This is a genomic window from Acinetobacter sp. YH12070 (assembly GCF_013419625.1).
Taxonomy (GTDB): Bacteria; Pseudomonadota; Gammaproteobacteria; order Pseudomonadales; family Moraxellaceae; genus Acinetobacter; species Acinetobacter amyesii.
Window position 1 is genome coordinate 18332 of sequence record NZ_VOZT01000021.1, and the last position, 24100, is coordinate 42431.

Annotated in this window: 18 protein-coding genes; 3 read left to right on the forward strand and 15 right to left on the reverse strand. The window is 42.6% G+C overall.

All coding sequences use genetic code 11. The features are described 5' to 3' along the window. Positions 1-109 precede the first annotated feature (109 nt). From FTU17_RS08165 to FTU17_RS08200, 8 genes are all read right to left on the reverse strand, one after another. Positions 110-994 carry a metal-dependent hydrolase gene (locus FTU17_RS08165; protein ID WP_180135081.1) on the reverse strand — a complete coding sequence of 295 codons (885 nt, stop codon included), beginning with the start codon at positions 992-994 and terminating at the stop codon, positions 110-112. 240 nt (positions 995-1234) lie between these two features. Next, a complete protein-coding gene (locus FTU17_RS08170; protein WP_078189374.1) occupies positions 1235-2656 on the reverse strand; it encodes an FAD-dependent oxidoreductase in 1422 nt (473 codons plus the stop codon). Positions 2657-2725: 69 nt separating this feature from the next. After that, a complete protein-coding gene (gene gltB / locus FTU17_RS08175) occupies positions 2726-7201 on the reverse strand; it encodes a glutamate synthase large subunit (protein ID WP_180135091.1) in 4476 nt (1491 codons plus the stop codon). A 447-nt stretch (positions 7202-7648) separates the two neighbouring features. Then, complete coding sequence (locus FTU17_RS08180) at positions 7649-8488, reverse strand: hypothetical protein (protein WP_180039376.1); 840 nt, start codon at positions 8486-8488, stop codon at positions 7649-7651. 7 nt (positions 8489-8495) lie between these two features. Next, on the reverse strand, positions 8496-9578 hold the full coding sequence (gene aroB / locus FTU17_RS08185) for a 3-dehydroquinate synthase (RefSeq protein ID WP_180135082.1): 1083 nt from the start codon (positions 9576-9578) through the stop codon (positions 8496-8498). A 15-nt stretch (positions 9579-9593) separates the two neighbouring features. After that, the gene (gene aroK / locus FTU17_RS17500) at positions 9594-10139 is read right to left on the reverse strand and encodes a shikimate kinase AroK (protein ID WP_180135083.1); all 546 of its coding nucleotides are present in this window, start codon (positions 10137-10139) and stop codon (positions 9594-9596) included. A 36-nt stretch (positions 10140-10175) separates the two neighbouring features. After that, positions 10176-12290 (reverse strand): type IV pilus secretin PilQ, encoded by a 2115-nt coding sequence (gene pilQ, locus FTU17_RS08195; RefSeq protein WP_180135092.1) that lies wholly within the window; start codon positions 12288-12290, stop codon positions 10176-10178. Positions 12291-12351: 61 nt separating this feature from the next. Next, a complete protein-coding gene (locus FTU17_RS08200; protein ID WP_078192530.1) occupies positions 12352-12879 on the reverse strand; it encodes a pilus assembly protein PilP in 528 nt (175 codons plus the stop codon). A gap of 129 nt (positions 12880-13008) precedes the next feature. Here FTU17_RS08200 and FTU17_RS08205 point away from each other — a divergent pair, with 129 nt between their 5' ends. Together FTU17_RS08205 and FTU17_RS08210 are read left to right on the forward strand one after the other, a co-directional pair. Next, the gene (locus FTU17_RS08205; protein ID WP_005262470.1) at positions 13009-13485 is read left to right on the forward strand and encodes a helix-turn-helix domain-containing protein; all 477 of its coding nucleotides are present in this window, start codon (positions 13009-13011) and stop codon (positions 13483-13485) included. After that, positions 13481-14020 carry an IS630 family transposase gene (locus tag FTU17_RS08210; RefSeq protein WP_180135093.1) on the forward strand — a complete coding sequence of 180 codons (540 nt, stop codon included), beginning with the start codon at positions 13481-13483 and terminating at the stop codon, positions 14018-14020. Before FTU17_RS08205 ends, FTU17_RS08210 begins: the two co-directional genes overlap by 5 nt. Positions 14021-14027: 7 nt before the next feature. Here FTU17_RS08210 and FTU17_RS08215 read toward each other — a convergent pair whose 3' ends face one another. From FTU17_RS08215 to FTU17_RS08225, 3 genes are read right to left on the reverse strand one after another with little or no spacing between them, the layout of a single operon-like run. Continuing rightward, the gene (locus FTU17_RS08215; protein WP_180135084.1) at positions 14028-14678 is read right to left on the reverse strand and encodes a type 4a pilus biogenesis protein PilO; all 651 of its coding nucleotides are present in this window, start codon (positions 14676-14678) and stop codon (positions 14028-14030) included. Next, positions 14675-15361 carry a PilN domain-containing protein gene (locus tag FTU17_RS08220; protein WP_078189382.1) on the reverse strand — a complete coding sequence of 229 codons (687 nt, stop codon included), beginning with the start codon at positions 15359-15361 and terminating at the stop codon, positions 14675-14677. Before FTU17_RS08220 ends, FTU17_RS08215 begins: the two co-directional genes overlap by 4 nt. After that, positions 15361-16419, reverse strand: a complete 1059-nt coding sequence (locus FTU17_RS08225; protein ID WP_078189383.1) for a pilus assembly protein PilM — start codon at positions 16417-16419, stop codon at positions 15361-15363. The genes FTU17_RS08220 and FTU17_RS08225 overlap by 1 nt, the downstream gene beginning before the upstream one ends. 165 nt (positions 16420-16584) lie before the next feature. Between FTU17_RS08225 and ponA the strand changes: the two genes are divergently transcribed. Next, the gene (ponA, locus tag FTU17_RS08230) at positions 16585-19125 is read left to right on the forward strand and encodes a penicillin-binding protein PBP1a (RefSeq protein WP_180135085.1); all 2541 of its coding nucleotides are present in this window, start codon (positions 16585-16587) and stop codon (positions 19123-19125) included. Positions 19126-19181: 56 nt separating this feature from the next. Here the strand turns inward: ponA and FTU17_RS08235 are convergent, their stop codons facing one another. The 4 genes from FTU17_RS08235 to FTU17_RS08250 all read right to left on the reverse strand — a co-directional run bounded on the left by FTU17_RS08235 (position 19182) and on the right by FTU17_RS08250 (position 24095). Continuing rightward, a complete protein-coding gene (locus FTU17_RS08235; protein ID WP_180135094.1) occupies positions 19182-19985 on the reverse strand; it encodes a putative RNA methyltransferase in 804 nt (267 codons plus the stop codon). 76 nt (positions 19986-20061) lie between these two features. Continuing rightward, positions 20062-21180: a phospho-N-acetylmuramoyl-pentapeptide-transferase gene (gene mraY, locus FTU17_RS08240; protein ID WP_078189386.1), complete on the reverse strand. Its 1119-nt coding sequence runs from the start codon at positions 21178-21180 to the stop codon at positions 20062-20064. Then, positions 21180-22589 carry a UDP-N-acetylmuramoyl-tripeptide--D-alanyl-D-alanine ligase gene (gene murF / locus FTU17_RS08245; RefSeq protein ID WP_180135086.1) on the reverse strand — a complete coding sequence of 470 codons (1410 nt, stop codon included), beginning with the start codon at positions 22587-22589 and terminating at the stop codon, positions 21180-21182. Before murF ends, mraY begins: the two co-directional genes overlap by 1 nt. 9 nt (positions 22590-22598) lie before the next feature. After that, on the reverse strand, positions 22599-24095 hold the full coding sequence (locus FTU17_RS08250) for a UDP-N-acetylmuramoyl-L-alanyl-D-glutamate--2,6-diaminopimelate ligase (protein WP_180135087.1): 1497 nt from the start codon (positions 24093-24095) through the stop codon (positions 22599-22601). Between the last annotated feature and the right edge of the window lie 5 nt (positions 24096-24100).

Genomic DNA, 24100 nt, shown 5'->3' on the forward strand with positions numbered 1-24100 from the left:
CCCTATTTTTCGAATGAATTATGTATTTTCTTTGTGATTAAACTGATCCACTCGAAAAATATTTAGCATTAAAAAAAGCCCACAATTCGGGCTTTTTTATCATATTGAATTAACTATACAATTGCGGTGTAATTTCAGTCTGAAAACTTTCCATTTGATATTCATCAGCAAGGCGTTCTTTCCAATATTTCACGATCTGACTGTAATCAATTTCACTCGGATGGAATTCTGCTTTGTAATATGACAAATATTCAGGCGCTAGTTGAATAAACATTTTTGCCAATAAATACGCGCCGAAAATATTTCCGCCCAGCTTTGGCAAACTTTTTTTCTTATCCTGCATAAATAGCTTCGTTGCAGAATAAAACGTAAGACTTGCAAAACCCGTGGTCACACTGCGCATAATCATGCGGCGTATTTTGTCATCTCCATAGACGTGTTGATATACATCAAATGCCACTGCGCGATGCTCAATCTCTTCAATCGCATGCCAAACCCAAAGTTTCACTGCATCATCATCTAAAGTACTGAGCACTTCAGGATGTCTTAAAATATAGCCACCAAGCAAAGCGGTAAAATGTTCAAATGCACAGGTGATTGCAAGTTGAATCTTTGGATGTAAGTTTTTTACATAGCGGTCTTTACGCGCCAGCCATGCTTGGAAACGATCTAAATTATAGGTTTCACTGCGCCAAGCATCATTAAATTCAGCATGGGCTTTGGAGTGCATCGCTTCTTGCCCAATGAATGCTGCGATCTCAGCTTGCAATTTTTCATCACTGACTTTATCGCGTACATTGCGCACACTGTGCACAAAGAATTGCTCACCAATGGGAAAGGTCGATGACAATGCCGTCAACAAATGCGACATCACCGGTGAGTTGGCAAAATAATGCCGGCGAATCGCTTTAGGATTGAATTGTGCTCGACGTACCGTAATGCCAATGGCTTTAGGACGATTTAGATATGTTTTTTGTGTCGTCACTTGCGTCATGGTCGCTTCCTAAGATTTAGATCATGATCGCAGTATGTAATTCCGATGCCCTTTCACAGATGGCAAAATGTGCTAGCACACTTGCATAATTCACCATTCTAATGTGCTGTCTGACAACTTTTCAGCGTATTTATCTGCAAAATCCATTCACTTGTCATTTTGGGTAAATTCCAAAAAATAAAAAACCCGCCAAAGCGGGTTTTTTGAATGAATCCAGTGCAATCACTGGCATGTCATGACTTAAACATCTAAGTAGTCAAGAATACCTTCCGCAGCTTGGCGACCTTCCCAGATTGCGGTTACCACAAGGTCCGATCCACGTACCATATCACCGCCGGCAAAAATTTTCGGATTCGATGTCTGGAACTTAAATTCTTGCTGTTCAGCAGCAATGACGCGACCTGAACCATCCATACTGATGTTTGATGTAGTAAACCAATCTGCAGGGCTGGTACGGAAACCGAAGGCTAGCAATACTGCATCTGCTGGTAAAATTTCTTCTGAACCCGGAACTGGTTCAGGGCTACGACGACCGCGACTATCAGGTGCGCCAAGCTGTGTAGTCACAACTTTAACACCCGTCACTTTGCCATTTTCACCCACAATTTCAATCGGCTGACGATTAAATTGAAAATCCACGCCTTCTTCACGCGCATTTTTCACTTCACGACGTGAACCTGGCATGTTTTCTTCGTCACGACGGTAGGCACAGACAACGGATTCGGCACCTTGACGGATCGAGGTACGGTTACAGTCCATCGCAGTATCACCACCACCCAGAACAATCACTTTTTTGCCTTCCATGCTGATGTATTCAGATGGATCTTTTTCCCAACCTTGTGTACGGTTGACATTGGCAATCAAGAAATCCAGTGCATCATGAACACCAACAAGGTCTTCACCCGCGAAACCACCCTTCATGTAGGTATAAGTACCCATACCCATGAATACAGCATCGTAATCAGCCAAAAGCTGGTCAATCGTCACATCTGTACCAATTTCAGTATTTAGACGGAATTCAACGCCCATGCCAGAGAAAATCTCACGGCGACGTTTCATTACGTCTTTTTCCATTTTGAATTCTGGAATACCGAAAGTCAGCAAACCACCAATTTCAGGACGCTTGTCAAATACGACTGGCTTCACACCATTACGTACAAGAATATCGGCACAGCCAAGGCCAGCAGGACCCGCACCAATAATTGCAACTTTTTTGTCTGTCCACTTAACGTGTGACATATCTGGACGCCAGCCCAATGCAAATGCCGTATCGTTAATGTATTTTTCAGCATTACCAATGGTAACTGCACCAAAGCCGTCATTTAGCGTACACGCGCCTTCACATAAACGGTCTTGTGGGCACACACGACCACAAACTTCAGGCAATGTGTTGGTTTGATGACACAATTCAGCCGCTTGGAAAATACGACCTTCTGCAATCAGTTTTAACCAGTTTGGAATGTAGTTATGTACTGGACATTTCCATTCACAATATGGGTTACCGCAACCTAAACAGCGGTGCGTTTGATTTTTTGCAACTTCAGCTGTAAACGGTTTATAGATTTCCACAAATTCTGCTTTGCGGACAACTAGATCTTTTTTCTCTGGATCTTGGCGTGCTACATCCAGGAACTGAAAGTCATTATTTAGGCGCTCTGCCATGTCTCTCTCCGTGGGTAGGTGTAAGCATGTTTGGACTTACACCTGCCTATCAAATCTGCAGTAGTGGAATTATTGTGGATCAGCTTGAGTTGTTTTCAACAAAGTCTGCAAATTAGCAGCTTTTGGTTTCACAAGCCAGAATTTGCGGCTATAGAAGTCAAACTCGTTGCGGATCTTATACGCCCAAGCACTACCTGTTTCTTTAATATGTTCATCTAAGATACGGCACAAGAACTCTTTGTGTTCTTCCATCGATTCTGTAGAGATACGGTTCAATTCAATCAGTTCGTGGTTATAATGGTCAACAAAGTCATTATCAAGGTCGAGCACATAAGCGAAACCGCCTGTCATACCCGCACCAAAGTTATGACCCACTTTACCCAATACAGTCACGATACCACCTGTCATGTATTCACAGCAGTGGTCGCCTGCACCTTCAATCACAGCAAACGCACCTGAGTTACGTACTGCAAAACGCTCGCCTGCAGTACCTGCAGCAAACAATTTACCGCCTGTTGCACCATATAAACAGGTGTTACCAATGATTGCAGTATTTTGCGTTTGGAATGGTGAACCTTTCGGTGGGAAGATCGAGATACGACCACCAGCCATACCTTTACCCACGTAGTCATTCGCATCACCCTCTAGGCTGATGTGTAAACCACCTGCGTTCCAAACACCCAATGACTGACCTGCAGTCCCTGTTAACATCACTTTAACAGGGTGCGCTTCCATACTGAGGTTGCCATAACGTTTTGCAATCTCACCCGAAATACGCGCGCCAATTGAACGGTCACAGTTACCAATAGTGAAACCATATTCACCGCCTGTACCTGCTTCAATCGCTGGCAGCATTTCAGCTACCATTTTCTCAGCCAATAAGCCTTTATCGAATGGTGCATTACCTTGTACTTCACAGTACTGAGCTTTACCTTCAGCTGCAGGATGCGATTGGAGTAATGCACTCAAATCAAGGTGTGCATGTTTTTCAGTTTCACCCGGAAGCATTTCAAGTAAATCTGTACGACCAATTAGGTCTTTCAGGCTTGATACACCAAGCGCTGCCAACCATTCACGTGTTTCTTCCGCAATAAAGTGGAAGAAGTTAATCAACATTTCAGGTTCACCAATATAGTGTTCCTGACGTAAATGGTCTTGTTGAGTTGCAACACCGGTCGCGCAGTTATTTAAGTGACAGATACGAAGATATTTACAACCGAGGGCAATCATTGGTGTCGAACCGAAACCGAAGCTTTCCGCACCCAAGATTGCTGCTTTTACAACATCTAGACCTGTTTTTAAGCCACCATCAGTTTGTACACGCACTTTGCCACGTAGATCATTCACACGAAGCGCTTGATGTGCCTCGCTTAACCCTAACTCCCATGGCGAACCTGCATGGTGAATTGAAGAAAGTGGAGAAGCCGCTGTACCACCGTCATAACCAGAAATGGTAATGAAGTCTGCGTATGCTTTTGCCACACCTGCCGCAATCGTACCAACACCGGGCTCAGAAACCAGCTTAACGGACACCATCGCCTGTGGGTTAACCTGTTTTAAATCGAAAATTAACTGTGATAAATCTTCGATTGAGTAGATGTCGTGATGCGGAGGTGGAGAAATTAAAGTCACACCTGGTACTGAGTAACGTAAACGTGCAATTAAACCATTCACTTTACCGCCCGGCAACTGACCACCTTCACCTGGTTTTGCACCTTGTGCCACTTTAATTTGAAGGACTTCTGCAGAAGTTAGATATGCAGGGGTCACACCAAAACGGCCAGATGCAATTTGTTTGATTTTCGAGTTACGGATAGTGCCGTAACGCGCTGGATCTTCACCGCCCTCACCTGAGTTCGAGCGACCACCAATGGTATTCATAGCGATTGCAATAGCTTCGTGCGCTTCAGGCGATAATGCGCCTAAAGACATCCCAGCCGAGTCAAAACGTGGCAGAATCTCTTCTACGGATTCAACTTGATCGAGTGCAATCGATTGATCTGTTTTCAGCTTGAATAAGTCACGAATCGTCGCGATTGGACGGTTATTCACTAGCTCTGCGTATTCTTTAAAGTCCGCATAATTACCAGAACGCACAGATTTATGCAGTGCATTGATCACGTCTGGGTTAAATGCGTGATATTCCTTACCGAATACAAATTTCAGCATACCGCCTTGATCAATTGGTTTACGTGATTTCCACGCCAAATCTGCCAATTTTTTCAAGTCATTTTCTAGATCAGAGAATGTTGCGCCTTTAATACGGCTCGGTACACCAGTAAAGCATTTTGCAACCACTTCATCAGAGAGGCCGACCGCTTCAAACAACTGACCGCCACGGTAAGAAGCAACAGTAGAAATACCCATCTTAGAAAGGACTTTCAATAAGCCTTTTTCAATGCCTTTACGGAAGTTAGCTTGCGCATGAATTGGGTCACCCAACAATTCGCCTTTCGCGATCAAGTCATTAATCACGTCATAAGCTAGGTAAGGATAGATCGCTGTCGCACCGAAACCAAGAATCACCGCAAACTGGTGTGCATCACGTGCTAAACCAGTTTCGACAATAATGTTGGCATCGGTACGAAGACCCACATTGATTAAATAATGGTGAACCGCACCAGTTGCCATCAATGCATTTGCAGGTAAGAAACCTTGACGGATTTTCTTATCAGACAATACAAGTAATGTCTTTCCATCGCGAATCGCTTGCGCAGATTCTTCACAAATACGCGCGATGGCAGCTTCTAAGCCTTCATCTTCTGCATAGTTCAGGTCGATGTCTGCAATCTCGTAACCTTTACGACCAAGGGTACGGATTTGATGCATTTTCGAATTTGACAGTACTGGGCTTGAAATGATCAGACGATCTGCATGCTCTGGACCTTGTTCAAATACATTTTGTTCACGGCCGAGGCATGTCTCTAACGACATTACGATCGATTCACGTAATGGATCGATTGGCGGATTCGTAACCTGAGCGAACTGCTGACGGAAGTAGTCAGACACATGGCGCACTTGACGAGACAATACTGCCATTGGCGTATCGTCACCCATTGAGCCCACGGCTTCCTGACCACTTTCAGCGATTGGACGAAGCAATTGGTCACGTTCTTCAAAAGTAACCATGAACATTTTTTGTGAAGCTTTCAGGTCATCGCCTTTTAAGCCTTGATCACATAAATATTCTTCCAGCTCTGGACTGCCTTGTACACGTACTGAGTTTTCACGTAACCACTGACGGTACGGACGCATACGTTTGAGGTGATTACTCACATCTTGAGTATCGAGCATTTTGCCAGTAAAGGTATCGATCACCAAAATTTGACCTGGACCGACACGACCTTTAGATACAACGTCTTCTGGTTCATAACCCCAAACACCAATTTCGGATGCCAAAGTAATGTAACCATTTTTGGTAATCACCCAACGTGCTGGACGTAAACCATTACGGTCAAGCATACAAATCGCATGACGGCCATCTTGAATTACCAGACCTGCTGGACCATCCCAAGCTTCCATATGTTTCGAGTTGAATTCGTAGAATGCACGTAAGTCCGCATCTAAAGTTTCAACGTTTTGCCAAGCTGGTGGAACCAACATGCGTAGCGCACGGAACAAGTCCATTCCGCCGCCGACAAGGATTTCCAGCATATTATCTAAGCTTGAAGAATCCGAACCTGTACGGTTTACGATTGGATTCAGCTCAGCTAAACCTGGCAATAATGGGTTTTCAAATTTTGGTGTACGCGCCATCGCCCAGTTACGGTTTGCAGTAATGGTATTGATTTCACCATTGTGCGCCAAGTAACGGAACGGCTGTGCCAAAGGCCAACGCGGTAAGGTATTGGTTGAGAAACGCTGATGGAATACTACGATGTGTGACTTTAAGCGCTCATCAGCAAGATCGGTATAGAAGTCAGCAATGGCTGCTGGCATCATCAAACCTTTATAGCTGATCACAGTTGAGCATAAAGTAGTTACATAGAAGTATGGGTCAGCAGTCAGCTGTTGTTCTGCACGGCGGCGTGCCATCACCAACTTACGGTTGAATTCAACCTCTGAAACACCCATTGGGCAATTCACGATAATTTGTTCAAAGGCAGGCAATGACTGCATCGCGATTGAACCCAACGCATCGTTATTGGTTGGCACAACACGCCAAGCGATGACTTTACAGCCTTCGTCTTCGATTTCTTTGGTTAAAATTTGTTTTGCATGTACGGCTAATGCAGGGTCTAGATTTAGAAATACCGTACCCACAGCAAAGATTTCACTCAATGTAATGTCACTGAGTTTTTTCGCTTCTTCACGGAAAAATTCTTTTGGCATAGCAAGGAGTAGACCACAGCCGTCACCGGTTTTGCCATCTGCGGCAATACCACCACGGTGGGTCATACAACTTAAACTATGCATTGCGGTTTTGACGAGATCATGGCTTGCATCACCCTGCATATGGGCAATTAAACCGAAACCACAGTTATCTTTAAACTCATCCGGTTGGTATAAACCTTGAGCGGGAGCTACAGTATTAGGCGATGGCATGTGCATAGCGTACCCTTCTTTTCTTTACAGCTCTTTCGAGCACTTAACAAACTAATTTCTTGTTGCGATTCGTCTTAACTTACTCACATGAATTGTTCTGTCGAGCAAAATTATTTCTTATTCACACCCTTAAGATAAACCGAATTCATCTTTGATGCATGAATAAAAAGTCAAATTTTCTGCTTTTTGCAGTTCAGATCAGGGATAACGACTGGATTAATGACTTCGCACTTTTATCGAATCATTTTCGCGCCAAAACAGGGAGAAAAGTTCAATTTACGCACCAATTAAGCAATTTGTATGCCAACTTGATGCACTTTACCCTAAGATGGCTGATTACAAGCACTTTTTAGTTATAACAAATAATTCAAATTGTTCTTTTTTTATTTTATGCACTTTTTCTGTGCAGTTTAGGCTTTTCCCAAGAGGTCTTGCGCTATTTTAGAACTAATTAAATGGATCGGTTACTTCTTGCTCTACTGGTGCAGGTTTTGGACGTGGTGCATCTACACTACTTTGTGATTTTTGCACATCAATCACATTCCCTTCCGCATCACGACGAGTCACCGTAGTACTTGTCGTTGCATTAGTTGGAGTTTTTACCGTCGCTGCAGTGGCTGCTTTTCGTGCAGCGATTTGAGCTTCATCAATTTTCGGTAAAGGCACAGGTTTTAATTTAACAGCATATAACTTTTGACTCGACGACATTTCTTCCGTGCCCAAGTCATTCACATATGCTTGATATTGTTTAAATTCCACAACTTCAGGTTTAATTGAAGCAGGCAAAGCAATGTTGAGGCTCGACATTGCAGCTTTGGCATCATTTTGCGACGAATATGGTCCAGTTAAAATGACGTATTGCTCAGGATGGTCTTCACCTGAAAGACGTAGATAAATAAATTTATGACGCTCAGGCTGCTTGCGTAAGAAACTTTTTAAAATATCTTCCTCAGAAACCCGAAATAATTCAACACCATAAAGTTTGGCAGAATCATTGATAAATTTAGTGCCGCGAAATTCTGGCTCATGTTGAGCTGTAGCAACCACACGGGTCGTCATATCAAGTGGACGTACTTCTTCATTTAATGCACCAAGATGGGACATTGCTGCCACTTTCTCTGGCTGAATTTGCAAATCCACTTCGGTTTCAGCTTGCTTTTCAACTTCAACCAATTCTTTGGTATCTGTAATCGCCCAGAAAACCAATGCAGCGAACAGACACACAGCTCCACCCACCAACCATGCGTAGTGATGAACTTTTTGCCATTGAGACTGCCGCGCTGCCATGATGTACCTACTCTGCCTGATTTGCCAAAATTGCCTGTTTCATTAACTCAACATCAAACTCTTTGGTGATGATGGCCTGACCTAATGATTTCAGTAAAATAAGTCGTAATTGCCCATTCAATACTTTTTTATCATGGGACATATACGACAAAAATTCCTCTAGCGGAATTTTAGGGCAAACTATCGGTAATTGTGCACGTAAAATGATTTTTTTTGTACGTTCTAAATCTTCAGCAGTGATCCAGCCCATACGATGGGACAAATCTGCAGCCATTACCATTCCTGTTGCAACAGCTTCACCATGCAACCATTCACCATATCCTAAGTACGATTCAATCGCATGACCAAAGGTATGACCCAGGTTTAATAACGCACGTTCGCCTTGTTCTTTTTCGTCATTGGCCACAATACGCGCTTTATGGGCACATGAACGATATACTGCTTCAGCCAACAAGGTTGCATCACCTGCAACCAAAGCATCCATATGTTGCTCAAGCCAAGCCAAGAATTCAACATCACCCAACAATGCATATTTGATCACTTCAGCCAAACCTGCAGAAAGTTCACGTGCCGGCAAAGTTTTTAATTGCGCCATATCAGCAAGGACCACTTGGGGTTGCTGGAAAGCACCAATCATGTTTTTACCCAGTGGATGGTTTATCCCAGTTTTGCCACCGACACTTGAATCCACTTGAGAAAGCAAAGTCGTCGGCACTTGAATAAAATACACACCACGTTGATAGCATGCAGAGGCAAAACCGCTCATATCCCCAATGACACCCCCACCTAATGCCAAAACCGTACAATCGCGGTTAAAGCCTGCTTCGAGCAAGGCATCAAAAATTAAATTCAAATGGTCTAAATTTTTATACTTTTCACCATCAGGCAAAATACATGTTGCAACGGTTTTCCCTAATGCCTCAATTGCATCCACATAATGTTTTAAATAGAGCGGTGCAACTGTGGTATTAGAGACAATCATCACTTGTTTACCCTGAATATAAGGCTCAAGTAAAGTTTGTGGATTGAGGTCACTCCCAATAAAAATAGGGTAGCGACGATCACCAAGTTCAACATGTAAGGTTTGCATGAATTTAACCTTTTTCTAACGAGATATATTTTGTGAAACAATTAAATTAAAAATTTTTTGTGCAAGATCTCGCGCAGCACCTTGATTGGTTTCAATAATATAGTGCGCGACTTCGCGATAAAGAGGATCACGGGCAGCCAATAAATCTCGTAGCTTTTGCTCTGGATTTTCCACTTGAAGAAGTGGACGATTTTTGTCGCGGTAGGTTCGTTGTAACTGAATTTCCACCGGAGTATATAGATAAACAACAATACCACGTTGTTTTAAAAATTCACGATTTGGGGGCCGAGTCACTGCTCCACCACCAGTCGCCAAGACCAGTTGTTTTTTTGCAGTTAACTCATCAATGACATTCGTTTCACGACTTCTAAACCCTTTTTCCCCTTCTTTTTCAAAAATCCAAGGAATCGTCGCACCTGTTTTACGTTCAATTTCATGATCACTGTCTAGAAATTCACGTCCTAGCAATTCTGCTAAATGTCGCCCTACGGTTGTTTTTCCTGCCCCCATTGGCCCTACCAAATAGATATTTGGTAGGGTTTCAAACTCTTTGCTTGGCAAGGAGTCACCTATTTCTTTTGTTAAATTGAAAATATATTAATGATTTCTGGTAACACTGTCATTAACAATTCGCGGAGTAACAAAAATCAGCAACTCATTTTTTGCATCGCTTTTCATATCTTTACGGAATAAGCGACCCACATAAGGAATATCCCCTAAGAATGGTACTTTAGTTTGCTTACTTTGTGTTTCCTGATTAAAAATACCACCGAGCACAACAGTTTCACCATTGTTGACTAAGACATCGGTATTAATTTCATTTTTATTCAGGATAATTTCACCATTTTGTGCATAACCTGCTGGTGAGTCACTCTTGATATTCAGCTTCATTTGCACTTTACCATCCGGAGTAATACTAGGCGTGACATCCAGACTTAATAAAGCTTCTTTAAACTCGGTAGAAGAAGTCGCATTTGAACCCGTACCCGTTGTGGTTTGATACGGAATTTCTTGACCTGATGCAACTTTGGCTTGTTGTTTATCCGCTGTCAGTACTTTTGGTGTTGAAATGACTTCACCATAACCATCCGCTTGTAAAGCAGAAAGCTCTAAATCCAACATAAAATCAGAAAGACTAATCAAGCCAAAAGCAATTCGACTGGCACCTGCAGTAGTCACACCTAAATCCACATTTAAGTTACTTGGACGCTGAATCGTATATTTCCCATCATCATCCGGTGTTTTTAAGTCCCACAGCGTGGTATCACTACCACCCACCAATAAATGGTCATTTTGGTTAATCCCTTGAGACAAGAGACCCCATTTCACCCCCATTTCTTTGGTAAAGTCGGTAGAAGCTTTTACAATCCGTGCTTCAACCATGACTTGCTTGACGGATACATCCAGCAAATCCACCATTTTTCGAATTTGATCAATGTTTTGCGCGGTATCATTGATAATCAGTGTATTTGTACGCGTATCTGCAGAAATTGTGCCACGTGGGCTTAACAAATTACCACGGTCCTCATCAGTATTATTACTACTATTTGATGAACCAGTGTTGCCTGCTGTTTTAGACTGCGTAATCAGTTTCTCAATATCAGCTGCCTTAGCATAACTTAAAGTAAGATATTCTGTTTGAATGGGTGCCAACTTCATACTTTGACGTAAGGCTTTCGCTTCTTCTTCTTCCGCTTTAATCAACTCAGAAACAGGCGCAATCCAAATCACATTACCATTACGACGTTTATCCAAGTTCTTGGTTTTCAGTACGATGTCTAAAGCCTGATCCCAAGGCACATCTTTCAAACGAAGTGTAATATTCCCTTGTACTGTATCAGCAGCAACCATATTGATTTCAGTGAAATCAGCCAAAAGTTGTAGCACACGGCGTACTTCAATATCTTGGAAGTCTAAAGAAATCTTCTTACCGGTATAATGATTGGCAGCTTTAGGACGTAATGGATTCTTATCTTCAGGACGTTTCAAACTTACCGTTAATTTATTATCCGTTTGGTAAGCCATATATTCATAGCTGCCCGTCGACTGAATGGTAATCACCCCATTACCGCCATCATTATGTGCATCAACCGTAGCAACAGGTGTTGCAAAATCATTGACATTTAAACGGCGCGTCAAATGTGAAGGTACTTTATTCCCTAAAGTACGGATCACCACTTTACTGCCTTGTTGTTGAACATCAACAGGGGTATTTCCACCCAGTAAATCCACAACAACTTGACCTTCACCATTAGAACCTCGGTGGAAACCAATATTTGAAATACCTTGTTGCTGACGTTGTGCTACAGGCTGTACATAACTAGTAGCTTGTGCAGAATTAATTTTTAAAATAAAGGTATTACCTTCAACACGCGTGGTAAAAGCACCCGCATTAGCCAAATTCACAGTTAAGCGCGCACGTTGTGCATCCGAACTCACATCCACAGTGCTCGCTTCAGCCGTTGCCACAGGAATTGAACTTTGTTTTAAATTTTGCTGTGCTTTATCAAAGTCTAAAACCAGTCGTGATGGTTGATCGAGTTGATAAGCTTGTGGTTGCGGCGGCAAGCCATTAAACATCACGCGAATTTCAGTCCCTTGACCTGGAATTTGCATTGGTACCACATTGGTTACACTCACCTGAGCATTGGCAACTTGCATCATCGCCATTGCAACAGCCCCCATCGAAAACTGACGAAACACATGATTCATTGTATTGCCATCCCCAAAAATAAAATCTTGTACACTATTCTTCATTTTTATTCCTTTAATCTTAAGGTGCTGGTCCAATTAATATGAGACTTCTAGGACGCTCTACATATCCTTCTCGCCCATCCGGAATAATCTCAATCAAATCAATTTGAGTCGGGGTAATATTTACCACTCGACCATGATTGAGCCCCATATAACTTCCACGTTGAATACGTTCAACTTCACCATCAGGCGTCTGAATCAAGGCTAAAATTTGCCCAGATTGGTTACGCATACTACCCTTCATATTCAGGGTTTCGAGTGCATAACTTTCCAAAGGTTGAGGCTGACGACTCAAGTTTGGATAAACACGCTTACCCGCCATGATTTTAAGTTCTGCTGCCAATGAACTTGGCAAGAACGGACTTTTTAATGAATGCGCTGCATAATTAAAAGTCTCGACAGGCACAAAATCTGGCGCAGGCTCAATCGCTAGTGGCGCTTGATTGCGTATATTTGCCATCTCTTGATTGACCACATCAATACGTGATTCACAACCAGCCAATACAAATCCAACCATCACAGAAAGTGCCAATTTATTCATTTTCATTTTGGAGCCTCCTGTGTACTTGCTGAATCTGCAGCTTTCGCAGCACTTTCAGTATTTCCTTCGTAACGATAAGTTGACAAAAATAACTAAACATGCGAAAAGACATTTTTGGTTAAACGATGTTTGCACATGCCACGGATTGTTACCGTCCCACTCAGCTTAGAACAGCGTGCACAACTAATTCTCCTGACCAAGCATGCAGCACATTGGCGTGAAAGACAACGTGCCCAAACCATTCTCTGGCTTTCCGAAGGTAAAACTGTTGCCGAAGTTGCTGCGTTACAAGAGCGTATCCCAGAAACCATAAGGCTACAACGCCGACATTGGGAGCTACATCAGTTTGAATCGATTCAAGAAGGTCATCGCTCAGGCCGTCCCAATACACTGACATCAAACTATCAGGCTCAAATCTTAGAGTGGGTCAACACAAGCCCACTCAATGCAGAACAAATCCGAGTCAAACTGCATGAAAAACACGGTGTGTCCGTGTCTGTTGAAACTATTCGCAAATTTTTGCGAGATTCAGGCATGGTCTTCAAACGCACCCGCCACAGCTTGAAAAAAAAGAGACCCGACCGCATTTGGACAAGCGCAACAGCAAATTGAAGCATTACGTGAGCAAGCGGCACGTGGTGAAATTGTATTGGGCTATGTCGACGAAATAGGATTTTCGGCTACGCCAGATAACCGTTATGCATGGACAAAGATAGGCGATGTTCATGCGGTTGATGCTGTAAGACTAAAGCGAGTTAATGTGATGGGTTGTCTCCTGTCAACGGGTCATCTGATCACCAGTTGCCTACAGGAGTCCGTTAACAGTCGCTGGTTTTATGCCTATTTGATGGGTGTAGCAGCACAGGTGAAACGCAGCTATCAAGTTCCTTTGGTGTTGATTGTTGACAATGCCTCGATTCATCGCAGCAAACAGATGGTAGATTGGCGCAAGCTTCTTGTACAAGAGTATTCAACGACTTTGTATTTTCTACCTGCGTATAGTCCTGAGCTGAATAGAATTGAGATGGTTTGGAAGCAGATGAAGTATAACTGGCGGGATTTTAAGGTAATGAAGGCAGATCAAATAGAGCGTTGGGTTGGGCAGATTTCAAAGGGTTTTGGTAATGAATACATGTTTACTTTTTAGTTGATACTTATGTTTTCGCAGAAATAACATAATCAATTTTTGGAATATCTGAATTTTTTTCTTTATTTTCAGTTGCTGTAATCGTTAAATTATGCAAAGTCACAATTCGTGAAAGCCCCGCAATACCACTAACAAATGAACCAAAGGCATGGTAATCACCTGTTGCTTCGATATGAATTGGCTGTTCCGTAAAGAACTCTTGCTTCACTTCAGGCTCAAGACGAATCATTTTAAATTTCAATCCAGAATTCACGCCTGTTAAGTTGATATCTTCAACCAAACCTGGAATTTCAGTTTCTTTCGGCAATTGCTCTAACTGTTGATTAAAACGTGCTTCCATATCCTGCAACTGCAATTGATATTGTTGCAAATTACGTAGTTTTGAATCTTTTTCACGAAACTCATTCAACAAATTTTGTTCTTGCGCATTGGCACTTGAAATGGCTTCAATCTTGCCTTTAATCGCCAAGAAATAACCCAAAATTGCCACAAGGATAATGATAAAAATCCAGCAGGTAATTTTGACTGAAATTGGCCAACTACCATAGTTATTCGGATCTAAGGTATTGAACTGCTGTACAAACTTATCAAAAGTCATTTTCTTTTTCGGAATGACAACAGCATCTTGATTCAATTGTTCAAATTCATCACGACTCATTTTGCAGCCTCCGGAGTTGGTGTTGCTGCAGTTTGTGCGTCAGATGTTTGCGCCGATGAAGCTGACTGTCCTGCATTTGCTGCTGGATCATTAATGGTCGGCTGCGCAATTTGCTCCAAATCAGCAGTCACAGTAAATGCACCATAAGATTCTTCTACGCGAGGAACCACTGACGTCGGCGCTTTGTCTTTTTTCTCTTCAGCCACAAGGAATGAACTCATGAAGGCATTACGATACCAAGGTGATGCTTCCAAATTACGCAATAAATCTGCAACAGTATTTGGACTTTCCGCACGCCCTTCGATCATAAATTTGTCGCCATTACGCTCAAATTTTGTGATGTACATATTGGCAGGTGTCACACGAACCAATTCATCTACAAGATGTACCGCGATTGGACGTTGACCTTGTAAGCCTTGAATCAACTTCATGCGCTCAATAATGGCATTACGCTGTTCTTGCAAACCATCCAAAGACTTTAATTGAACATCTAAATTTTGGTTATGACTGATAATCAATTGGTTCGCTTGTTCTTGATCTTTTAATTTGTGATCAAAGTACAACCATGTTAAACCAACTCCAATTACCCCAATTAAGAAAGCCCCAATACAAAGTGCAATAAATTCTTTTTTTCGTTTCTCTCTTAGCTCATCACGCCAAGGGAGCAAGTTAATTTTTGCCATTAATCAAAACTCCTCAATGCTAGACCGCATGCCACCATGAGTGATGAGGCATCATTTTCAATTTTTTTAATATCAATTTGAGGTGAAAAACCCATTTGTAAGAATGGATTGGCAATCGTGACGCGGTAACCCAATTTTTGTTGAAGTAGTTTTGCAAGCCCCGGAATATTGGCATTCCCCCCTGCCAATAAAATATGGTCAATTTCGTTGAACTGTGAAGATGAAAAGAAGAACTGTAAAGAACGCGCTGCTTGTTGAACGACAGCTTCTAAGAAAGGTTCTAAGACTTCAACATCATAATCATCTGGCAAAGCACGAGTTTTTTTCGCACGACCCGCTTCTTCGAAAGACAATGCATAGCGATTTTGAATTTCCTGCGTCAATTGTTTGCCACCAAACACTTGCTCACGGGTATAAATCACTTTGTTATTCTGCATAACAGATAAGGTCGTCATACTATGACCAATATCTAAAATACCCACGGTATTTACACCCATTGGCAAAGTATCTGAGAAAACTTTAAATGCATTTTCAATTGCAAAGCTTTCTACATCGCCAATTTTTGGTGTAAGACCAGCAAGCTGAATAACTTCCGCACGCGCTTCGACATTTTCAATACGCGTAGCGACAAGTAGAACATTGACACGATTTGGATTGGATAGACGATCCGGCAAGACCTCAAAATCAAGGCTCGCTTCATCAAGTGGGAACGGAATATATTGCTCAGCATCATCACGAATCTGAATTTCACGTTCATCATCGTTCATATCTGCGTCCATTTCGATGATTTTTGTAATCACCATCGACGTTGGAACTGCCAAAGCTGCATTGGTCGTCTGTGTATTGGCCAAATTAATTGCGCGCTCTAAACAGTCACCGACAGCTTCCGGATTCAATATGTTCTTTTCAACAACACTTCCTTCTGGTAATGGGACCAAAGCATAGCTTTCTACCCAATACCGCCCACTCTTTACAGAAAGTTCCAAAACCTTAACAGAAGTCGAACTAATATCTACTCCTATTAACCCCTTATTTGGCTTACGATATAACCTGAGCACAATATAATTCCTATTATTTTTTTATCCCCAAAAAAATTAACCCACTAATTAGCATTGGTCTATAATTTTATACAGATACAATAACTCATCTAACAATCCGTATATCGAAAGGATATACTGACCACCAATTAGTTTGCCATTAGCTCTTATTAAAACTTACTTGTTATGAAAAAGCTATCTTGTTCAGGCCTTGTTCATCCATTTTTTTTGGCCATTATTATTATTTTGGTCGCAATTCCAATGGGTTTCTATGGCATGTATCTCTATATTGCCCCGTCTTTGCCTGAAATGTCCATCTTAAAAAAGGCTCCATTATTAAAACCATTGCAGGTTTATAGTGCTGATAATGAGCTGATTGCAGAATATGGTGGCAAACTTTCGGTCCCTGTAGAGTACGACCAAATCCCGTCTCATTTCATTCATGGCTTTTTAGCTGCGGAAGATTCCTCGTTTTTTGAACACAGCGGTATTAGTTTCAAAGGATTGGGGCGTGCTGTCAGTGAAAGTATTACGGGTTCAGATGTGCAAACCGGTGGTTCAACCATTACCATGCAGGTTGCAAAAAACTATTATCTAACTCCAGAACGTACTTTAAAACGTAAATTGACCGAAGTTTTCCTTGCTCGAAAAATTGAACAAAATCTAAGTAAAGAAGAAATTTTAACGCTGTATGTCAACAAAATCTTTTTGGGCAAAAATGCCTACGGTATCGCAGCAGCAGCAAAAATTTATTATAACAAGAGCTTGCAAGATTTGAGTTTGGCTCAAATGGCAATGATTTCAGGTCTACCTAAAGCACCATCAAAATATAATCCTGTAGCCAACCCAAAACGTGCTTTAGAGCGTCGTAATTGGATTTTAGGCCGTATGTTGCAATTGGGTTATATCAATCAAGCCGAATATCAAAAAGCGATTGCTGAACCGATTAATCTCGATATGCCTGACCGCGGAGTCAGCAACAAATTCCCTTACGTCGGGGAAATGGTTCGCTCAGAACTGGTAGAAAAGTTTGGCGAACAAGCGACTGATTCTGGCTATAAAGTCTACACCACCATCAACAGCCAACGCCAAGCCTATGCTGAGCAGGCTGTACAAGAAGGTCTCGAAGCTTACGATAGACGACATGGTTGGCGTGGTGCAGAAGCACATGATGAACCCTTAAAAAACTTTATTCCATATGCCAACACCTATCCTGCCGAAGTCACTAAAGTCAACAACACCAGTATCGAAGTGTTGATGCAAGACGGCAGTAGTGTGACAGTTCCATGGTCAGGTCTGTCTTGGGCACGCCCCTATCGCAATGCCAATAGTGTAGGCAATGCGCCTAGCAAAGCCTCACAAATTGTAAAAGTTAAAGATATTATTCGCCTACGTCCGAATGCGGATAAAAGCTCATGGGCTTTGGTACAAATTCCAAAAGCGCAAGGTCAATTAATTGCACTTAATCCCAACAATGGTGGTATTGAAGCCATTGTTGGTGGTTATAATTTTTATCAATCTAAATTTAACCGTGCTCTACAAGGCTGGCGTCAGCCGGGTTCAACCATTAAACCTTTTGTTTATGCTTTAGCACTTGAACGCGGTATGACTCCGTATTCCATGGTCAATGACAATCCAATTACGATTGGTAAGTGGACGCCTAAAAACTCTGACGGTCGCTATTTAGGGATGATACCTCTACGCCGTGCCCTCTATTTATCACGTAACACAGTTTCAGTTCGCTTATTACAAGTCGTCGGAATTGAACGTACTCGCCAATTATTTATGGATTTTGGCTTGCAAGAAAACCAAATTCCACGTAACTACACCATTGCTCTAGGTACCCCACAGGTGTTACCGATTCAAATGGCGACAGGTTATGCGACTTTTGCCAACGGTGGATATCGTATTCAACCGCACTTTATTAGCCGTATTGAAGATGCTTATGGCAAAGTGATTTATCAAGCCAATCCTGAATATGCATGTATTCAATGTATCAATCAAAAGGACGAAGTTGAATCTGCAGATCCAACCACGCCGGATGATGAAGTGATTGAAGTCACCAATCAGGACAACAAATCTGCTGAATCGAAAATTTCCGATACTGAAGCAGCAAACTATAAACAAGCTCAGCGGATTTTGAAGTCAAGTTCGGCCTTTGATATGGCGAACATTTTGCGTGACGTAATCCAACACGGTACAGGTCGAGCGGCTTTAAAAATTGGTCGCGGTGATTTAGGCGGTAAAACCGGTACAACCAATGATGCAAAAGACGCGTGGTTTGCTGGATTTAATGGAAAATTAGTCACTGTAGCTTGGGTCGGTTTTGACCAACCTTCTACCTTAGGTCGACGTGAATATGGTGGTGTTGCAGCACTGCCGATTTGGTCAGACTTTATGGCAAAATCCCTCAAAGGTACACCTGAAGCTTGGGTGCGTTTAGACACCCATGCCAAGAATCCAATCAATCGCAATTCAGCTAAAGCGACTCAAGGTCAACCTGAACAAGATCGTGCAGCAACGCCGCCGATGGCTCAACCGCTGTATCGTCCTGCACCTGTTGCACCTAAGCCGCAGGCTTCGCAAAATGATTTTGACGACCTTCCAGGGTCTGCTGAAACTAATCTTGCACCGACTCGAGCTGCGCCACCGCCAATGCAGCCTAAACCACAAGGTGCAGAGCATAAAACTGATGCTCTTGATCATCTCATCGATCAAGTTCAGTAAATAAGCTGCATAAAAAAAGCCCTCAAACGAGGGCTTTTTTTATCACTTCCAATGTATTATTTCTTTTTAAAGAGATAAATTTGATACTGCGCTTGCAACTCAAATTGTTCATTTTTTTCGAGAGCTTCTCGACGCTCAGCTTTCACTTTATAGGCATAAGGCGTCATTGCAATTAAGTTTTTGAGATCCTGCTGAGAAAGTGACATTTTCGCTTGTACCACTTGCTCACTTTCCAATTCAAAATCATTCGCCAGTTGTTCCACAAATTTATGCGGTTCATGTGGTTTTACTTCCTCAAACAGGGCTTCACGCATTGCATAAAGATGCTCTGGTGCAGGTGTAACCACCATCAAGTGACCCTCAGGCTTTAACACACGAAGGATTTCTTCTTTAGGAATTGGACTAAATAAACTCGTACACAAGTCAATCGAATGATCTAACACAGGTAAGGTCACACCTGTACCAACCACCCAAGTCACCTCTTTATTCAACTTAGCAGCCACTTGTACTGCGTTTTTAGCAATATCGACACCCACACACTGTAGTACTTCAGCTTGCATCGCATCAGTGTAATAGCCTTCACCACAGCCAATATCCAACAAGTTTTCAACCCGTAATTTTTGAATCAAAGCCACCACTGCCTGTTGCAAAGGTGCATAGTGACCTGCACTCAAAAACGCACGACGCGCCTGTATAGATTCAGGCGTATCACCCGGATTTTTACTGTGTTTATGTTGAACCACATGTAAATTGACATAGCCTTGTTTTGCAACATCATAGCTATGATTATTTTCACAGCGCCATGTCCGCTCTGTGAGTTTTAATGCTTCACGGCATACAGGACACATCAACAGGTTCATCATTTACTCCACTATATTTTGAAATAAAAAAACCGGCATCTGTGGGAGCAAATGCCGGTTTCGTTTATTTATTTGCTTAACGTAATTTTAAAGTCATTAGACCTAAAACTACCAGCATAATTGTAATAATCCAGAAACGAATCACCACCTGCGTTTCACGCCATCCCTTTTTCTCATAATGATGGTGCAGCGGTGCCATTAAGAATACGCGCTTATTCCGCATACGCAGCGAGCCAATTTGCAAGAAGACAGAAATAGCTTCAACCACGAAAACACCGCCCATAATGGCAAAAACGATTTCTTGACGAACCATGACTGCAATCGTACCGAGCATCGCACCTAGAGATAAGGCACCGACATCACCCATAAAGACTTGAGCAGGATGCGCATTAAACCATAAGAATGCCAAGCCAGCACCGATCATTGCCGCACAGATCACGACAAGTTCAGATGCATATTTCACATAAGGGATATGTAAATAATCAGCAAAACGGACATCACCAGCCAGATAAGCAAATACACCTAAACCTGCGGCAACCAAAACGATTGGCATAATCGCCAAACCATCCAAACCATCGGTTAAGTTCACAGCATTGGATGCGCCGTTAATCACCAAATAAGTAAAGACAATAAAGCCGATACCAAGTGGAATAATAGACAACGGAATGCTAATTTCTTTAAAGAATGGAATCAGCAGATCCAACATATTTGAAGTATGTACTGGGTTTGCTTGCTGTGTCGCAATCACATAGAGTGCAATACCAGCACCTAAAGATGCCACAGAAGTCCAAAAGAATTTCTTCTTCGCAGGCAGACCTGCATTGTCTTTATAACGGATTTTAATCCAGTCATCTGCCCAACCCACAGCACCAAAAATCACCATCACCCCAAGTACAATCCATACATAAGGGTTTGAAAGATCAGCCCAAAGTAAGGTTGAAATACCAATAGAAAGTAAAATCAACACACCACCCATAGTTGGTGTGCCCATTTTTTTGGCATGATTTTCAGGTGCAAATGAACTGACTGCCTGACCATATTTGAGAGCTTGCAATTTGCGAATCATCACAGGTCCAAGCAACAGACCAATGGCCAATGCCGTTAAGACACTGAGTAGCGAACGAAGCGTTAAATAACGAACAACCTGAAACGAGCTGTGATAACCCGCAAGCTGCTCAAATAACCATAACAGCATTAAAGTTTCTCCATCAATTCAGCCATCAAAGTTTCCATGTGGGTATAACGAGAACCTTTAAACAGGAAACTCATGGACTGAGGCTGATGTGTTTTGACTAGACTAATTAATAACGGTAAGGCCTGTTCTTGAGATAGAAAGGCCTGTAATTTTTTACCATATTGGGTACTGCGCGCGCCTTCTTGCACGGCAGGTGAAAACTCACCGACAGCAACGACAAATTGAAGACCGGCGTGTGAAACAAGGTCACGTCCCAACATGTAGTGCTGCTGTGCAGCAGATGAACCTAACTCACCAATATCCCCAATGACCATGACTTTGATGCCATCTTGCTGTGCAAGTACATCAGCAGCAGCACGCATTGAGGTTGGATTTGCATTGTAAGTATCATCAATAAACAAATAATCTTTATGTTGAATAAAATTTAGACGACCTTTGGCACCTGTTGCATGTTCAAGACCCACAACGATGTCATCTAAACTCACGCCAATCGACAACGCAAAAGCTGCGGCAGCAGTTGCATTTTGCACATTATGCTCACCCGCAAATGGCAGTTGAACAGGACGCGAACCTTGTGGCGTATTTAAGATAAATCGTGAAGATTGAGCCTGAAGTTCAGTCTCAGTCGCAAAAACATCCCCGCCCTGACCAAAACTCATTACTTGCTCAGTTTGCACCGCTTGACGAATGGCATCTGTAAAATCATCTGCCGCAGGGACAATCGAAGTTCCTGTTTTCGCTATATGTGCATAAATTTCAGACTTGGCACGACAAATACCATCACGCCCACCAAACTCCCCCATATGAGCGGTGCCAATATTTAAAATACCGGCAACCTGAGGCTGTACCAAATTTGAGGTGTAATCAATTTCACCTTTATGACTGGCACCAAGCTCCATCACGGCATACTGATGTTCTGGACGTAACTCAAGTAACATCATCGGTACGCCAAGGTCATTATTTAAATTACCGCGCGTAATTAACGTTGGTGCAAGACGAGAAAGGATACTCCCGAGCATCTCTTTGGTTGTGGTTTTACCACTACTTCCTGTCAAGGCAATCACTTTTAAGGCTGGGTTTTGGGCACGACGAAATGCACCTAAATATCCAAGTGCTAAACGTGTATCTGCAACCACCAACTGACAAATATCCACATCGACCGGATGACTGACAATGGCAATTTCACAACCCTTTTCAGCCACTTGAGCAAGGAAATCATGCGCATCAAAGCGTTCACCTTTCAGGGCAAGAAAAGCATCGCCTTGCTCTGCATGACGTGAATCGGTCAAAATTCGTTTCACAGGACCTGTCGGCGCTTGATTATTATGCCAGTGCCCTTGTGTCGCTTGAACCAACTGTTCGGCAGTCCAAGGTTCTAACGGAACCGTACTGGTCGTTGAAGTATGCATATCTGTTTCCTATTGCGCTGGATAAGCCGAGTCAGTGTTGTGATGCTGTGAATCAATCGCTGATTTCACTTCCACCACATCATCAAACCAATGTCGAACACCATCAATTTCTTGATAGTTTTCATGGCCTTTACCAGCAATCACCACAATATCACCCGCTTGCGCATGGTTGACTGCGAATTTAATCGCTTCACGGCGGTCATGGATTTCATGGACAGTTTTTCCAGTGAAATCAATACCAGCCTTCATATCTGCAAAAATTTGTTCCGGGTTTTCAGTACGTGGATTATCTGAGGTAATCAACGCAACATCTGCATGGTTTAATGCCGCTTGAGTCATCAATGGACGTTTACCACGGTCACGATCACCACCACAGCCAAACACCGCCCATAGCTGTTGCGATACATGACGTTTTAAGGTCTGTAACACTTGAATCAAGGCATCTGGTGTATGTGCATAATCCACCACAAACAAGCGTTCATCATCACGGATCACTTGCATACGACCCGGTGCACCTTTTAACTCTGGCGCAGTTGCGATCAAGGCAGATAAATCAAAACCTGCTTGTTCCGCTGAAATTAAGCTTGCCACGATGTTTTCAATATTGAAGTGTCCCAATAATGGACTTTGCACCACAAATTCAGCCTGAGCGGTACGCAATTTAAATTGCGCGCCTGTTAAGCTGTATTGAATATCCGTCACTTGATAATCCGCAGCCTGTCGCGTTGAATAGGTCAAATTTTTTGGCTGTGCCGGATTTTGACGTGCAGCATTCAGCATCACTTCGGCATGTTCATCATCGAGATTGATGACTACAACTTTGAGCGATGGAAACTGAAATAAACGTGATTTCGCTTCAGCATAGGCTTCAAGGGTTTTATGATAATCCAAATGGTCACGACTTAAATTGCTATAAGCGGCAATTTCAATTGCACAGCCATTTAATCGGCCTTGTTCTAAGCCATGCGAACTTGCCTCAATGGCAGCAAACTCTGCTCCCTCAAGTGCATATGCATGCAACGCATTTTGCATATGCAACGCATCTAAAGTGGTGTGAGAAGAGGCTTCTAAATTCGGTAAAATTCCGTTTCCAGTGGTTCCCATCACTGCACATTTTTTGCCTTGCAGCATGAGTAATTCAGCGATTAAGCGTGAGATCGTGGTTTTACCATTGGTACCCGTCACTGCCAAAATTCGTGCAGCTTGAACCGGTTGAGTCGCCTGTAAATATTGCTTTTGCCACAGCCCCATCAATTGACGCACATCCGCGATCACGACACTTTGATCCAAGCCCAAATCAGTTTCGGAAATAACTGCCAACGCACCATTTTCTAACGCTGTACGTGCAAATTGTGCTGTTTTTTCAGGTTGCGAAAACGAAGTCAGGGCAATAAATATTTGCCCTGCTGTAACTTTGCGACTATCCAGATTGAAGCCCTGAAAGGATTGCGACATCCATTCAGCGGGCTGTTCAACGGTGTATAGATCTTGAAACGTAATTTTCATTCATC